Origin of the sequence: Microbacterium commune (assembly GCF_014836945.1) — a bacterium.
In the GTDB taxonomy this organism is placed as follows: domain Bacteria; phylum Actinomycetota; class Actinomycetes; order Actinomycetales; family Microbacteriaceae; genus Microbacterium; species Microbacterium commune.
Genome location: NZ_JACSPX010000001.1, coordinates 990,851 through 1,004,473, shown reverse-complemented (window position 1 = coordinate 1,004,473; position 13,623 = coordinate 990,851). Strand labels below are relative to the sequence as shown.

Here is a 13,623-nt window from a genome sequence, read left to right as displayed (position 1 = left end):
TGGCCTCCGGATATGTAAAGCGCGTTTGACATGACAAGCATGCTTGACATCCATCCACGCTGTCAAGTCGGCTTTACATTGCGATGTCGGCGGCCTACCTTTGAAGCGTGCAGAGCAGGGTCAAAGAGCTGAGAACCGCACGTGGTCTCTCGCAGCAGGGGCTTGCGAGCGCGGTCGGGGTCTCCCGCCAGACCATCAATGCGATCGAGACCGGCCGATACGACCCCTCGCTGGTACTCGCCGTGCACCTGGCTCGGCATTTCGGCTCGACCGTTGAGGAGGTCTTCGATGTCGACTCATGACGACGCTGCAGTCGAACAGGCCCGCCGCCGCTGGCCCATGTCGCGCACCAACACCGTCCTGGTGGCGGTGTGCGCGGTGGGTGCGCTGGTCTGCTTCGTGCTCGGTCAGACGATCGCGGCGGTGGCGCTGCTGGTAGGCGCGATCGGCGGTGCGCTCGGCGCGATATTCGCCCGGCGCGGCACGTCAGGCGATCTCGAGCGCGTGAACGCGCTGGAGTACGCCGACGAGCGCGACCGCACGGCGGCCACGAAGGGACTCGCCGCCGTCGGGGTCGTCGCGCTCGTGCTGTGCACGGTGCAGCTGGTCGTGCACGCGGTCGTCGACACCGACCCGGTCTCGCGCTGGACGGCCATCGCGCTCTACTTCGCGCTGGTGATCAGCTGGTTCGCGGCGAACTGGTACTTCGTGCGCCGCGGCTGAAGGCGCCGCCCACACGTGATGGGATGGCAGGATGACGATCTCGCTGGCATCCCCGTCCCTGTCGCTCTTCGACTCGTGGTCGGAGACAGTCGGAGAGTTCGGTGACGTGCACATCGACGGGGCCGGTCTCGAGCGTGGCCGGGCAGCCGATCGGGCTGCATGCGACGCGTCGGTCGAGAGGGCTGAGCTCTATGCCGACCCGGCGGCCACGCTGCCTGAGGGGCACGTCGCCTGCGACTACTTCTGGATCCTCGACGACGGCGAGGTCGTCGGCTTCATCGCCTTCCGGCGCGAGCTGAACGCGTGGCTGCGACAGCACGGTGGGCACATCGGCTACTCGGTGCGCCCGTCGCGTCGTCGACAGGGCATCGCCCGCGCCGCACTCGGTCTCGTGCTCGACCGGGCGCGCGCGGCCGGGTACGACCGCGTCATGCTCTCCTGCGACGACACGAACGTCGGCTCCTACCGCACCATCGAGAGCGCCGGCGGCGAGCTCGAGGATGTCATCGACGAACCGGGTGCCGAGGCATCCGGCAACCGCTTGCGCCGGTACTGGATCGCCCTCTGACGCATCCGGGACGGATGTCGGCGAAAACCACGGATATCGGTCGGAACGGCTTGATCTCGGCGACATCCGTGCAATCGACCGACATCCGTCCTCGGTCCGCGCGCCGACAGACCCGCGCATTCTGCGGGATGTCGGGCAGAGTGTGACCATGAGGCTTCTGCGACTCGCACGGCTGTACCCCCTGCTCGCCGGAGGCGTGCTCGCCACCATCGCCGTGACGCTGCTCTCGCTCGCCGGCCTGCACGACGCGGGCCGCTGGATCGCGACCGTCGCCGTCGGAGTGGTGATCGCGATCACCGCCTGGGACATGGTGCGCGACATCCTGCGCGCGCATTTCGGCCTCGACATCCTCGCCCTCATCGCCATGGTCGCCACCCTGCTGGTCGGCGAGTACATCGCTTCACTCGTCATCGTGCTGATGCTGTCCGGAGGAGAGGCGCTCGAAGACTACGCATCACGCCGGGCGGCCCGCGACCTGACCGCCCTGCTCGACCGCTCGCCGCAGACGGCGCATGTCGTCGAGAACGGCACCGACGCGTCGACGCGCGACGTCCCCGTCGGCGAGGTCGTGCCCGACATGGAGCTGCTGGTGCGACCGTCCGAGATCGTCCCGGTCGATGCCGTGCTGCTCAGCGAACGTGCGAGCTTCGACGAGTCGTCGCTGACCGGGGAGAGCCTGCCCGTCTCGCGCGTAGCCGGCGAGGAGGTGCTCTCGGGGGTCGTGAACGGCTCGAACGCCGTGCGCGTCCGCGCCCTGCGCCGCAGTGCAGACAGTCAGTATCAGCAGATCATCGCGCTGGTGCACGAGGCGCAGCAGAGCAAGGCGCCCACGGTGCGCCTGGCCGACCGGTTCGCCGTGCCCTTCACGCTGGTCTCGCTGCTGATCGCCGGCGTCGCCTGGTGGATCGCCGGCGACCCGCTGCGCTTCGCTCAGGTGCTCGTGCTCGCGACTCCGTGCCCGCTGCTCATCGCCGCCCCGGTGGCCTTCCTGGGCGGCCTGTCGCGCTCGGCGAAGGAGGGGGTGATCGTCAAGGGCGGTGGCGTCATCGAGCAGCTCGCGCGGGTGCGCTCGGCGGCGTTCGACAAGACCGGCACGCTGACCCAGGGCCGGCCCGAGCTCGTCGAGGTGCGCGCCGCCGTCGGGATGGATGCCGATGAGGTGCTGCGCCTCGCGGCATCCGCAGAGCAGTACTCCAGCCACGTCCTCGCGGAGGGGGTGCGCCGCGCGGCGGTCGACCGCGGGCTGCGGCTCGCACCGGCCGCGTTCGCCGAGGAGATCGCGACCAACGGCGTCACCGCCACGATCGAGGGGCACGTCGTCGTGGTGGGCAAACCCGCCTACGTCACCTCACTCGCCCCCGAGACCCGACGCACCGAGCTCGTGTCGGGTCAGCTCGCCGCGTACGTGGCCATCGACGGGCGCTTCGCGGGTGCGCTCGTGCTGGCGGATGCCGTGCGGCCCGAGGCCGCGGCGGTCGTGGCCGGGCTGCGGGCGAGAGGTGTGGGGCGGATCGTCATGCTCACCGGCGACGCCGAGGCGACGGCGGAAGCGATCGCGTCGCCGCTGGGCGTCACCGAAGTGCATGCCGAGCTGCTGCCGGGGCAGAAGGTGTCGCTCGCCGCCGAGATGGCGCCGCGCCCGCTGCTGATGGTGGGCGACGGCGTGAACGACGCCCCCGTGCTGGCCGCGGCCGACGTCGGTGTCGCGATGGGAGCGCGGGGATCGACGGCCGCGGGCGAGGCGGCGGATGCCGTGGTGCTGAAGGACTCGCTGCTGCCGGTGCTGCGTGCCACCGAGATCGGCCGGCACACCCTGCAGGTCGCCTACACGGCGATCTGGATCGGCATCGTGCTCAGCGTCGGCCTCATGCTCATCGCCACGACCGGCCTGATCCCTGCCGTGGCGGGCGCCTTCATCCAGGAGTTCGTCGACCTCGCCACGATCCTGTACGCGCTGCGGGCGCTCACCGGCCCGAAGCCGCGCTAATCGACTACTCCGCGGCGCGCGCGGTTCGCACGGATGTCGGCGAGAACCACGGATGTCGGCAGGAATCAGCTGATTCCGCCGACATCCGTTCATGTCGCCGACAGGTGTGCGACGGGGGGGAGTCTGCTATTCCGCGACGCGCGCCGCGATGTCGTGGCGGTAGTGCGCGCCGTCGAGCGAGATGCGGCCGATGGCCTCGTAAGCCCGGGCCCTGGCATCCGCGAAGTCCGACCCGGTCGCGACGACGTTCAGCACCCGCCCGCCGGTCGCGACGAGTGATCCGCCCGGTGCGTCGGGAGCACCGGTCGCCGCGTGCACGACCGAGACGCCGTCGACGGATGCCGCATCGGCGAGCCCCTCGATCATCCGCCCGGTCTGCGGCGCCTCGGGGTAGCCCTCGCTGGCGAGCACCACGGTGATCGCGACGTCTGAGGAGAACTCGGGCTGCGGTTCGTCCTCGAGGGTGCCGGATGCCGCTGCCAGAAGCAGTCTGGACAGCGGGGTGCGCAGGCGCGGCAGCACGACCTGTGTCTCGGGGTCGCCGAAGCGCGCGTTGAACTCGATCACGCGCACGCCGGCGGGAGTGAGGATCAGGCCGGCGTAGAGCAGCCCGATGAACGGGGTGCCCTCGGCGTCGAGCTGACGCACCACGGGCAGCGCGACCGTGTCGGTCACCTCGGCGACGAACGCCTCGACGCTGCCGAAGTCGTCGGCCAGCCACGGCAGCGGCGAATAGGCGCCCATGCCGCCGGTGTTCGGTCCGCCGTCGCCGTCGAGCGCGCGCTTGAAGTCCTGCGCGGGGCTCAGCGCTCGCACAGTGTCGCCGTCGCTGAGGAAGAAGAGCGACACCTCGGGGCCGGTGAGGAACTCCTCGATCAGCACGGGGCCGGCCGGCAGGTAGTGCTCGGCGTGCGCCAGGGCCTCCGCGCGGTCGGTGGTCACGATGACGCCCTTGCCCGCCGCCAGACCGTCGGCTTTCACGACGTGCGGGGCGCCGAGGTCATCGAACGCGGCCTCCACCTCTGCTTGCGTCGATGCGCGCACCGCGCGCCCCGTCGGCACGCCCGCGGCATCCATGATCCGCTTCGCGAACGCCTTCGAGCCCTCGAGCTGAGCGGCGGCGCGACCGGGACCGAACACCGGGATGCCGCGCTCGCGCAGCACGTCGGCCACACCGGCGACCAGAGGCGCCTCGGGGCCGACCACGACGAGGTCGACACCGCGCTCGTTGGCGAACGCCGCGATCGCGGCGCCGTCGAGCTGGTCGAGGTCGACGAGGGTGGCGTCCTGCGCGATTCCGGCGTTGCCGGGGGCGGCGAAGATCTCGTGATCGTCCGCTTCGGACCGCAGGGAGAGGATGATCGCGTGCTCGCGCGCGCCCGAGCCGAGGACGAGGATCTTCATGCGGCCAGCCTACCGGCGCGGCCTCGCCCGACTCAGACCATGACGCGGCTCAGGGGCGGACACCAGTCGGACGGCGCCGGGTCAGACCGAGACGGGTCGCTCGACGGCTCGATCCCAGGGCTGCGCCCAGCCGGTCGCCTCGAACAGCGCGTCGAGGATGCCGGCCGTGAAGCCCCACACGATCGTGCCGTCCACGTCGAACGCCGGTCCGCGGTAGGTGTGGCCGTCCCGCCGCAGCACCGCGGTGAAGCGGTGGGCCGGGTCGACGAGCTGCGCGACGGGCACGCGGAACACCTCGACCGTCTCGGCGTGGTCGACCGCGGCGACCCGTGACGGCTCGCGCCACCAGGCGAGCACCGGAGTCACGAGGAAACTGCTCACCGCGAGGGGGATCTCGGGCAGCGACGCGAGCACTTCGACGCCCTGCGGGTCGAGTCCGGTCTCCTCCTGCGCTTCGCGCAGCGCGGTGGCGACGGCGTCGGCATCCTGCTCCTCGTACCCGCCGCCAGGGAACGACACCTGCCCCGGGTGCGACGACAGGGTGGCCGAGCGACGCTGCAGCAGCACGTCGAGGTCGGCCGACACCGTCTCGTCGTCGGCGCGGGCCGGGATGCTGTCCAGCCGGCCGAACAGGATCAGCACCGATGCCGGCCACACGTCGTCGACGGGCATCGGCAGGCGCGGCGTCCACTCGTCGGCACGGGCGGCCGCCGCGAGCAGCTCAGCGCGCGCGCCGCGCATCTCGTCAGCAGAACCGGTCATCGCTCTCGAGCCTAGGCCCGCGGTGCCCAGCGATCGCTGAGCGCGGCTTAGCCTGGTGGCATGCCCGCACGCAGGATCGACACGGCCGCAGGACGAGACGCGCTCGTGGCGGTCGCCGCCGGCGGGGCCGCCCGCGCGGTGACGGCGATGGCGGTGCGCTATCTGCTGCAGCTGCTCGACGAGAAGGCGCCGGGCAACAGCGTCGAGGTGCGGGTGCCGCCGTTCGGCGCCGTGCAGGTCGTGCAGGGGCCGCGGCACACCCGCGGCACACCGCCGAACGTGGTCGAGATGGACGCGAGCACGTGGATCGCTCTTGCCACCGGGGCCGAGCGGTGGGCGGATGCCGTGGCCGCCGGCCGCGTGGCGGCATCGGGAACCCGTGCGGACCTCTCCGACCTGCTCCCGCTGCGCCCCTGAGTCGCGCGGGCCGCAGGCCCGCGCACAGCGAGCGCGTGGGAGAATGGGAGCATGTCCGGAACAGCCAGTCACTCGACCGTCGAAGCGACGATCCGCCCCGTGCCGCGCTACGGCGTCTTCATGGTGACGGGCGCCGTGCTGGGGATCGTCGTCGCGGGCATCCTGACGCTGCTCGGCTCGTACGAGCCGTCCGACGTGCTCGGCGTGGTCTACCCACCCGGACAGGTGTTCGGCTTCGCGCTGCTGTGGACGGTTCCGATCGGCGTCGCACTCGGCGGCATCATCGCCGTCGGCCTCGACCGCGCCGCCCGCCGGCATGCTCGCGTCGTCACCGTCGAGCATGAGCGCGTGGTCGCCGACGACGGTCAGCTCTAGGCGAGTTAGGCGAGCTCGGCGATCACCGGTCGCATCGCCGCGTCGAACGCCACCACATCACGCCGCAGTCCGTCGGTGACGGCGACGCTCAGTGAGCCGATCCACCAGATGCCGCGCTGCGTGAACGGCAGCACCTGAACGTTCAGCTCGAACGAGTGCGCGCGTCTGCCGATCTCGCGCTCGAACTCGGCGATCGCACTGGCGTAGGCGCGGTACGAGCCGCCGGATGAGCTGACCGAGTCGACGTATCTGTTGTGCGCACGCTGCGCGTAGTGCAGCACGGTCTGCGCGTGCGGGATGATCGCGTCGCGCAGATCCTCCGCGCCGGTGGACGGCAGCGCGATGAGGGTGTCGAAGCCCTCGACGAGCTCCAGCGGAACCTCCGAGCGGTGCGCGCGCGGCTCGACGGTCATGTCCCAGTACTCGCGCCACTGCTTCTCGAGTGCGTCGTCGACCTCGGTCGCGTCGGGCCGGCGCACCTCGAGTCCGCGCAGCGCCGGCAGATCGTCGGGGGCCCGGATGCCCAGCAGCTGCCGCAGTGCGAGCGCGACCAGCACCGAGGTGCCGGCGTCTTCGCGGATCAGCCACTGCGGCTTGTCGACCATGGCCCCATCGTAGGGTCCTTCATGATCTTGCGCGCGGCTCTTGCGGCCCGCGTCGCGGCGGGTGCTCCGTCGGCGGGTGCTCGCCGGCGGGTGCTCCGCCGACGGGTGCGCCTCAGCGGCGACGGGAGAGGATGCGGCGGTGCAGACGCTCGCGACTGCGGGAGGGCGGACGCGTGGCATCCACCAGTGCCTGTCGAGCCGCGGCGAGGCTGGGGTAGCAGCCGATGCGGCGGCTGTGGCGGTCGTGCACGACGTGGGCGGTGTCGTCGACGGTCACGAAGCCGGCGAACTCGCCCCGGCTCGTCGCGACGAACACGTCTTCATCGGCCTGACGCCAGGCCAGCTCTGCGGGTTCGGTGTCGGCCGCGGGGTCGCGGTCGTGAATGGGCGCGCCGGAGCGCGCGGAAGTATCGGTACTGCTCATGGTCTCTGGTCTGTCTGCGGGCAGCATGCTGCCGGCGGTGATTCGATCGGGGCGCCGAAACCCGCATCGGTGCGGATCGGCCACTCATGCCCGGCCTGGATGTGTGCGCTGTGCCGGTGAGATACGGCGGAATGTCGCGCAACCACCCATATTAGCAGGTCACCGTGCCGGAGCGCGCCGACCGGCTCGTCACGAGGGGGCAGGGGCCCCCGCGTGCCGGTACGCTGTACTGGTGGCAGACTCCCCCACCAATCCCTATGCTCAGGCCGGTGTCGACACCGCCGCCGGCGATCTCGCCGTCGAACTCATGAAGGCCTCCGTGCGCGCGACGCACGGGCCCGAGGTGCTCGGGGGTGTCGGCGGCTTCGCGGGCATGTTCGACGCCAGCGCGCTGCTCGGCTACCGGCGTCCGCGGCTGGCCAGCAGCACCGATGGCGTGGGCACGAAGGTCGCGATCGCGCAGGCCATCGACAAGCACGACACGATCGGGCAGGACCTCGTCGGGATGGTGGTCGACGACATCGTCGTGGTCGGCGCCAAGCCGCTGTTCATGACCGACTACATCGCGTGCGGCAAGGTCGTCCCCGAGCGCATCGCCGACATCGTGCGCGGCATCGCCGAGGCGTGCTCGGCGACCGGCACCGCCCTCGTCGGCGGCGAGACGGCCGAGCATCCGGGCCTTCTGGGTCCGCGCGACTACGACGTGGCGGGCGCGGCGACCGGGGTCGTCGAGGCGGATGCCATGCTCGGCGCGCACCTCGTGCAGGACGGCGATGCCGTGATCGCGCTCGGATCGAGCGGACTGCACTCGAACGGGTACTCGCTCGTGCGGCACATCGTCGCGAACGCGGGCATCGGCTACGGAGACAACGCGGCCGACCTGGGCGGCACGTGGGGCGAGGCTCTGCTCGAGCCGACGCGGCTGTACACGACGCCGCTGCTGACGCTCCTCGAGACGCTGCCCGGAGCGGTGCACTCACTGAGCCACGTGACCGGCGGGGGGATCGCGGCGAATCTCGCGCGCGTCCTGCCCCAGGGCAGCTGGGCCGAGGTCGACCGCTCGACGTGGACGCCCAGCCCGGTGTTCCAGGTGCTGGCCGACATCGCAGGCACCCCGATCGTCGACACCGAGGGCACGTGGAACCTCGGCATCGGATTCCTCGCTGTCGTCGCCGCCGACAAGGCGGAAGCTGCGATCGCCGCCATCGGCGCGCAGGGCATCGCCACCTGGCAGGTCGCGACCGTGCACACGGGTGCGCGTCCGGAGGGCGGGTTCGAGGAAGGCGCCAAGGGCGTCGACGGCGGAGCGGTGCGCCTGGTGGGCGCGTACGCGGACGGAGTGAAGTAACACCCATGTGCGGCATCGTCGGAATGGTCGCAGGCGGCCCGGTCAACCAGGACATCTACGACGCCCTGCTGCTGCTGCAGCATCGCGGGCAGGACGCCACGGGCATCGCCACCGCGGAGCCCAACGGCGTCATGCACATGGCGAAGGCCGAGGGCATGGTGCGCGAGGCGTTCCGCACCCGCGACATGCGGTCGCTGCTGGGCACCATCGGCCTGGGGCACGTGCGCTACGCCACCAAGGGCACCGCGTCGAGCGAGGAGGAGATGCAGCCCTTCTACGTGAACGCGCCGTACGGCATCGTGCTCATCCACAACGGCAACCTCACCAACACCCGTGAGCTCACGGCCGACATGGCCGACCGCTACCGCCGCCACCTGAACTCGTCGAGCGACACCGAGCTGCTGCTGAACGTGCTCGCCGGCGAACTGCAGACCTCGACCTCCACCGTAGACCTGGATCCCGAGCGCATCTTCGAGGCGGTCGAGCGCACGCACGCCCGCATCGAAGGCGCCTACGCGGTCATCGCGATCATCGCCGGGTACGGTCTGCTCGCGTTCCGCGACCCGTTCGGCATCCGTCCGCTCATCCTCGGTCGCCGTGCGGCCGGCACCCCCGGTGGCCAGGACGAATGGGTCGTGACCAGCGAATCGCTCGTGCTCGAGAACGCCGACTACGAGATCGTGCGCGAGGTCGAGCCGGGCGAGGCGATCTTCATCTCGAACGACGGTGAGCTGTTCACCCGCCAGTGCGCCGAGAACCCGCAGCTCGTGCCGTGCGCGTTCGAGTACGTCTACCTCGCCAGGCCCGACTCGGTGATGAACGGCGTCTCGGTGTACGAGTCGCGCCTGCGCATGGGCGACAAGCTCGCCGACACCATCGCCAAGCATGTGCCGCTCGATGAGATCGACGTGGTCATGCCGATCCCCGACTCGTCGCGTCCTTCGGCGATGGAGGTCGCCCGCAAGCTCGGCAAGGAGTACCGCGAGGGCTTCTACAAGAACCGCTATGTCGGTCGCACGTTCATCATGCCCGGGCAGGCGGTGCGCAAGAAGAGCGTGCGCCAGAAGCTCAACGCGATGTCGGCGGAGTTCCGCGGCAAGAACGTGCTGCTGATCGACGACTCGATCGTGCGCGGCACCACCAGTCAGCAGATCATCCAGATGGCCAGGGATGCCGGCGCGAAGTCGGTGATCTTCGCCTCGGCGGCGCCGCCGGTGCGCTACCCGCACGTGTACGGCATCAACATGCCCTCGAAGCACGAGCTGATCGCGCACGGGCGCACCATTCCCGAGATCGCCGAGGAGCTCGGCTGCGACCGCATCGTCTACCAGGAGGTCGACGATCTGAAGGCGGCGATCATCGAGGGAACCGACCTGACCGACCTCGACATGAGCTGCTTCGACGGACGGTATGTCACCGGCGCCGTCACGCCCGAGTACCTCGCCTGGGTAGAGCAGTCGCAGACCTCGTGATCGGCCCGCGGCCGCTCTGGCGCGGCAGGGTGCTGGCCGTGCTCGGCATCCTGCTCTGCGCCTTCTCGCTGCGCTCTGCCGTCGCCTCGCTCTCGCCCGTCGTCGACCTGATCGGCGAGGACTTCGAGGTGTCGTCGGCCGTGCTCGGTGTGATCGGCACGCTGCCGCCCGCGTGCTTCGCGGTGTTCGGCATCCTCACCCCGATGCTCGAGCGGCGGCTGGGCATCGAGCGGCTGACGGTCATCGCCCTGACCGCCGTCACCGTGGGGCTCATCGGGCGCAGCCTCGCGGTCGACGCGACCGGCCTGCTGGTGGGCACGGCGGTGGTGTTCGCCGGGGTGGGCATGGCCAACATCCTGCTGCCGCCGCTGGTCAAGACGTACTTCGCCGACCGTATCGGGCTGATGATGACGGTGTACACCGCCACCATGGCGTTCTCGACGTTCGTGCCGCCGCTGCTCGCCGTTCCCGTGGCGGATGCTGCCGGCTGGCGCTTCTCGGTGGCGATGTGGGCTGCCTTCGCCCTCGCCGGAGTGATCCCCTGGCTGGTCATGATGCTCCGTCCCGACGCTCCGGCCGCCGCCGCCGCGACGCCGGCGTCCGACTCCGCGGATGAGGACACCGTCTTCTCCGCCACGGGACCGATCGCCACCGCGCCGAGCAACCGACGTCTGTTCGCCCGTCTCGCGCGGATCCCTCTGGTGTGGGCGCTGGCGATGACCTTCGGCACCTCGTCGACGATGGCGTACGTGTCGTTCGCATGGCTGCCGTCGATCCTGATCGACACCGCAGGGGTGGATGCCGCGACCGCCGGCTTCCTGCTGTCGCTGTGGGCGTTCATCGGCCTGCCGGCGTCGCTCATCGTGCCCGTGCTGGTCGTGCGGTTCCAGGCCACGCGGCCGCTGTTCGTGTTCGGGTCGCTCTCGGCTCTCGCCGGGCTGCTGGGCATCATGCTCGCACCGGTGCCTGAGCTGCTCTGGCTCTGGATGACCCTGTTCGGCCTGGTCGGGCTGCTCTTCCCGCTGGCGCTCGTGCTGATCAGCATCCGCACCCGCACACCCGAGAGCGCGGTGCTGCTGTCGAGCTTCGTGCAGAGCGCGGGCTACGTGCTCGCCGCGATCTTCCCGGCGCTCGTCGGAATCCTGCACGACGCGACCGGCGGCTGGAGCATCCCGCTCATCGCCGTCGCCGCCGTGCTCGTGCTCACCTTCCCCGCCGGACTCGTCGCGGGTCGCCGCGTCACGGTCGAGGACGAGTGGGAGCGCCGGCACGGACGCTGGTGAGCACCGGTCCTCCGGCCCGAACGACGACGAAACCCTGGCCGACGCGGCGTATGCCGGTCGCCAGGGTTCCTGCGCGAGTCGAGGTCAGGCTCGCTCGAGCTCTTCTTCGTCTTCGTCCGCGTACAAGTCGGCCCACTTGTCGACGTACTGGTCGTCTGACGTCGGGTGCCCGAGCTCACTCTCCAGCGCAGAGAAGTTCACGTCGGGACTGTACGACTTGAGTTCGCGGGCGATCTTGGTGTGCTTCGCCTTCTGACGGCCACGGCCCATGCGCGAGACCCCCTTATACGAGTTCAGCAGCGGGCTCGTGACGGGCCCGATGATATTCACGGCACCGGCGTGAAGCCGGTAAGAGTAGCATTCAGGATAGCACGCACGCCAGAGCATCCGGCCGTCCTGCGGCCGCCCTGCGGAAGGATCGACATGACGGATTCCACGCCCCGAGCAGCTGAGGAAGCGGCACAGAACGCGGCACTGCAGAAAGCGGTGATCGTCGGCATCCAGCCGGGTCAGCCACCGCACGTCCTGGACGAGGCGCTGCGCTACGCGCGGCTGCTGAGCGCCCCCCTCGTCGTCGTGCACGTCGACGTGACGCGCTTCGTCACGTACGAGGATCCGGACGGCTACGTGCACTCCGCTCCGATCGACCTCAACCTCGACGCCGGCGCCGCCGAGTTCGAGGATGTGCAGCGGGCGGCCGAGCAGGCTCTCGCCGACGTGGACGTGCCGTGGACGGCACGCCAGCTGGTCGGCGACCCGGCCCTGGCGATCAAGCAGCTGGCAGAGAAGCTCGATGCCCAGCTGATCGTGGTCGGCACCCGCAAGCGCGGTCTGGGCGAGTCGATCCGCGAGTTCTTCACCGGCTCCGTCGCGGCCCGACTGGCACACCGCCAGCACCGATCCGTGCTCGTCGTCCCGCAGGGCGACACGGTGCCGGACGACCAGAAGGACATCTGGACGGAATAAGCCGGCAGGCGGCTCCGCTTCCCGCTAGCGGCTCCGCGCACCGAAACCGATTGGCGCCGTCGGTGGCCGCCGCATTCAATGGACAGGTGACACCGTCCTCTCGTCGCGCGTTCGCGCTCATGCTGACCGCGCTGCTGCTGCTCGCCGTCAACCTGCGCCTCGCGGTCACGACGGCGTCGGTGCTGCTGCCCCTGCTCCTCGACGAGGGCGCGCTGACGCCGCAGGCCGCGATCGTCGTCCCCGCCGTGCCGACCGCCATGTTCGCCATCGGCGGGGTCGTCACGCCATGGCTGAGTCGGCGGATCGGCGCAGCGGCGGCCGTCACCTGGGCGATGGGGGCGGTCGCCGTGGGGATGCTGGCGCGCTTCGTTCCGCAGCCGGTCGCGATCGTCGGCGGGACGATGCTCGCGATGGCCGGCATCGCGGTCGTGAACGTCATGCTCCCCGCCCTCGTGCGGGCGACGAGCGGCAGCCGCATGCGCTCGGTGACGACCGCGTACACGACCGTGCTCTCCGCATCGAGCGCGATCGGCGCCGCAGCAGGGGTGCCGATCGCGCACGCGCTCGGCTCGGCGACGCTCGGCCTCGGAGCGTGGGCCGTGTTCGCCGTGCTCGCCTTCGGCGTCTGGATCGCCGCCTCGCGCGGTCATGACGTCGACGCGGCGCTGAGCGCACCCACCTCGTCGTCGCGTCCGCCGCTGCCGCGGGGTACCTGGCCGCTCACCGGCTTCTTCGCGCTGCAGGCGCTGCTCGCCTTCATCGTGATGGGGTGGCTGCCGACGATAGCCGTGGATGCGGGGATCAGCCCCGCCCGTGCGGGCGTGCTGCTCGGCATCGTGATCGTCGTCAGCATCCCGGCCGGCCTGATCGCGGTGAGCATGGCGCACACGCTCCGCGGGGTCCGCGTCGGCGTGGTCGGGGTGTCCGCCGGCTCCGCGGCCGGGCTGCTGGGACTGTGGCTGGCGCCGACCTCGGCTCCCGAGCTGTGGAGCGTGCTGATCGGAACGGGCATGGCGGCCTTCCCGCTGACCCTCGCGCTGATCGCCCGCTCGGGTTCGGGGGCAGCCGAGGCGACGCGCGTGTCCGGTGTCGCGCAGGGCGTCGGCTACGCCATCTCCACCATCGGACCGCTGGCGGCGGGCGCCTGGTACGGCGCCGGCGGCGAGTGGGGCCCGGTGCTGGTGGCCATGGTCGTCGGTGCGGTGCTGCAGGCTCTGATCGGTCTGGCCCTGGCATCCGGGCCCCAGGCGAGCGAGCGTCGCCCCTGACACGACGAGACCCTCACCCGC

General features: G+C 70.8%; 16 protein-coding genes. 11 read left to right on the top strand and 5 right to left on the bottom strand.

Annotated features, from left to right (window positions below; all coding sequences use genetic code 11):
- Positions 1 to 107 precede the first annotated feature (107 nt).
- The 4 genes from H9633_RS04595 to H9633_RS04580 all read left to right on the top strand — a co-directional run bounded on the left by H9633_RS04595 (position 108) and on the right by H9633_RS04580 (position 3,278).
- Positions 108 to 302, top strand: a complete 195-nt coding sequence (locus H9633_RS04595; RefSeq protein ID WP_191712245.1) for a helix-turn-helix transcriptional regulator — start codon at positions 108 to 110, stop codon at positions 300 to 302.
- Complete coding sequence (locus H9633_RS04590; RefSeq protein ID WP_191712244.1) at positions 289 to 723, top strand: hypothetical protein; 435 nt, start codon at positions 289 to 291, stop codon at positions 721 to 723. The genes H9633_RS04595 and H9633_RS04590 overlap by 14 nt, the downstream gene beginning before the upstream one ends.
- A 31-nt stretch (positions 724 to 754) precedes the next feature.
- Positions 755 to 1,291 (top strand): GNAT family N-acetyltransferase, encoded by a 537-nt coding sequence (locus H9633_RS04585; RefSeq protein ID WP_191712243.1) that lies wholly within the window; start codon positions 755 to 757, stop codon positions 1,289 to 1,291.
- Between the two features lie 148 nt (positions 1,292 to 1,439).
- Positions 1,440 to 3,278, top strand: a complete 1,839-nt coding sequence (locus tag H9633_RS04580) for a heavy metal translocating P-type ATPase (protein WP_191712242.1) — start codon at positions 1,440 to 1,442, stop codon at positions 3,276 to 3,278.
- Positions 3,279 to 3,404: 126 nt separating this feature from the next.
- Here the strand turns inward: H9633_RS04580 and purD are convergent, their stop codons facing one another.
- Positions 3,405 to 4,682, bottom strand: a complete 1,278-nt coding sequence (gene purD / locus H9633_RS04575; RefSeq protein ID WP_191712241.1) for a phosphoribosylamine--glycine ligase — start codon at positions 4,680 to 4,682, stop codon at positions 3,405 to 3,407.
- A gap of 81 nt (positions 4,683 to 4,763) precedes the next feature.
- Positions 4,764 to 5,444: an NUDIX hydrolase gene (locus H9633_RS04570; protein WP_191712240.1), complete on the bottom strand. Its 681-nt coding sequence runs from the start codon at positions 5,442 to 5,444 to the stop codon at positions 4,764 to 4,766.
- Positions 5,445 to 5,504: 60 nt separating this feature from the next.
- Between H9633_RS04570 and H9633_RS04565 the strand changes: the two genes are divergently transcribed.
- Both H9633_RS04565 and H9633_RS04560 read left to right on the top strand, forming a co-directional pair.
- Positions 5,505 to 5,861: a sterol carrier family protein gene (locus H9633_RS04565; RefSeq protein ID WP_191712239.1), complete on the top strand. Its 357-nt coding sequence runs from the start codon at positions 5,505 to 5,507 to the stop codon at positions 5,859 to 5,861.
- A 51-nt stretch (positions 5,862 to 5,912) separates the two neighbouring features.
- Positions 5,913 to 6,236 carry a hypothetical protein gene (locus tag H9633_RS04560; RefSeq protein WP_071642191.1) on the top strand — a complete coding sequence of 108 codons (324 nt, stop codon included), beginning with the start codon at positions 5,913 to 5,915 and terminating at the stop codon, positions 6,234 to 6,236.
- A gap of 5 nt (positions 6,237 to 6,241) precedes the next feature.
- Here H9633_RS04560 and H9633_RS04555 read toward each other — a convergent pair whose 3' ends face one another.
- Positions 6,242 to 6,841: a zinc-binding alcohol dehydrogenase gene (locus H9633_RS04555; protein ID WP_071642192.1), complete on the bottom strand. Its 600-nt coding sequence runs from the start codon at positions 6,839 to 6,841 to the stop codon at positions 6,242 to 6,244.
- A gap of 112 nt (positions 6,842 to 6,953) precedes the next feature.
- Entirely contained in the window at positions 6,954 to 7,265 is a 312-nt protein-coding gene (locus H9633_RS04550; RefSeq protein ID WP_143187160.1) for a hypothetical protein, read from the bottom strand.
- A gap of 232 nt (positions 7,266 to 7,497) precedes the next feature.
- On the opposite strand from H9633_RS04550, the gene purM reads away from it, so the two are divergent.
- Genes purM through H9633_RS04535 form a run of 3 tightly spaced genes read left to right on the top strand, consistent with a single transcriptional unit; the run spans position 7,498 to position 11,368 of the window.
- Entirely contained in the window at positions 7,498 to 8,613 is a 1,116-nt protein-coding gene (purM, locus tag H9633_RS04545) for a phosphoribosylformylglycinamidine cyclo-ligase (protein ID WP_191712238.1), read from the top strand.
- Positions 8,614 to 8,618: 5 nt separating this feature from the next.
- Positions 8,619 to 10,085 (top strand): amidophosphoribosyltransferase, encoded by a 1,467-nt coding sequence (gene purF / locus H9633_RS04540; RefSeq protein ID WP_191712237.1) that lies wholly within the window; start codon positions 8,619 to 8,621, stop codon positions 10,083 to 10,085.
- Positions 10,082 to 11,368: an MFS transporter gene (locus tag H9633_RS04535; RefSeq protein WP_191712236.1), complete on the top strand. Its 1,287-nt coding sequence runs from the start codon at positions 10,082 to 10,084 to the stop codon at positions 11,366 to 11,368. Before purF ends, H9633_RS04535 begins: the two co-directional genes overlap by 4 nt.
- 84 nt (positions 11,369 to 11,452) lie before the next feature.
- Here the strand turns inward: H9633_RS04535 and H9633_RS04530 are convergent, their stop codons facing one another.
- Positions 11,453 to 11,638 carry a DUF3073 domain-containing protein gene (locus tag H9633_RS04530; protein ID WP_071642212.1) on the bottom strand — a complete coding sequence of 62 codons (186 nt, stop codon included), beginning with the start codon at positions 11,636 to 11,638 and terminating at the stop codon, positions 11,453 to 11,455.
- Between the two features lie 153 nt (positions 11,639 to 11,791).
- Here H9633_RS04530 and H9633_RS04525 point away from each other — a divergent pair, with 153 nt between their 5' ends.
- Both H9633_RS04525 and H9633_RS04520 read left to right on the top strand, forming a co-directional pair.
- Positions 11,792 to 12,334 (top strand): universal stress protein, encoded by a 543-nt coding sequence (locus H9633_RS04525; protein WP_071642197.1) that lies wholly within the window; start codon positions 11,792 to 11,794, stop codon positions 12,332 to 12,334.
- An 86-nt stretch (positions 12,335 to 12,420) separates the two neighbouring features.
- Positions 12,421 to 13,602 (top strand): MFS transporter, encoded by a 1,182-nt coding sequence (locus H9633_RS04520; RefSeq protein ID WP_191712235.1) that lies wholly within the window; start codon positions 12,421 to 12,423, stop codon positions 13,600 to 13,602.
- Positions 13,603 to 13,623: the final 21 nt, after the last annotated feature.

Excerpts from the sequence above, each read along its gene's own strand:
- H9633_RS04590 (WP_191712244.1), top strand. The coding sequence starts at position 289 with ATGTCGACTCATGACGACGCTGCAGTCGAACAGGCCCGCCGCCGCTGG.
- H9633_RS04585 (WP_191712243.1), top strand. The coding sequence starts at position 755 with ATGACGATCTCGCTGGCATCCCCGTCCCTGTCGCTCTTCGACTCGTGG.
- H9633_RS04580 (WP_191712242.1), top strand. The coding sequence starts at position 1,440 with ATGAGGCTTCTGCGACTCGCACGGCTGTACCCCCTGCTCGCCGGAGGC.
- purD (WP_191712241.1), bottom strand. The coding sequence starts at position 4,682 with ATGAAGATCCTCGTCCTCGGCTCGGGCGCGCGCGAGCACGCGATCATC.
- H9633_RS04570 (WP_191712240.1), bottom strand. The coding sequence starts at position 5,444 with ATGACCGGTTCTGCTGACGAGATGCGCGGCGCGCGCGCTGAGCTGCTC.
- H9633_RS04565 (WP_191712239.1), top strand. The coding sequence starts at position 5,505 with ATGCCCGCACGCAGGATCGACACGGCCGCAGGACGAGACGCGCTCGTG.
- H9633_RS04560 (WP_071642191.1), top strand. The coding sequence starts at position 5,913 with ATGTCCGGAACAGCCAGTCACTCGACCGTCGAAGCGACGATCCGCCCC.
- H9633_RS04555 (WP_071642192.1), bottom strand. The coding sequence starts at position 6,841 with ATGGTCGACAAGCCGCAGTGGCTGATCCGCGAAGACGCCGGCACCTCG.
- H9633_RS04550 (WP_143187160.1), bottom strand. The coding sequence starts at position 7,265 with ATGAGCAGTACCGATACTTCCGCGCGCTCCGGCGCGCCCATTCACGAC.
- purF (WP_191712237.1), top strand. The coding sequence starts at position 8,619 with ATGTGCGGCATCGTCGGAATGGTCGCAGGCGGCCCGGTCAACCAGGAC.
- H9633_RS04530 (WP_071642212.1), bottom strand. The coding sequence starts at position 11,638 with ATGGGCCGTGGCCGTCAGAAGGCGAAGCACACCAAGATCGCCCGCGAA.
- H9633_RS04525 (WP_071642197.1), top strand. The coding sequence starts at position 11,792 with ATGACGGATTCCACGCCCCGAGCAGCTGAGGAAGCGGCACAGAACGCG.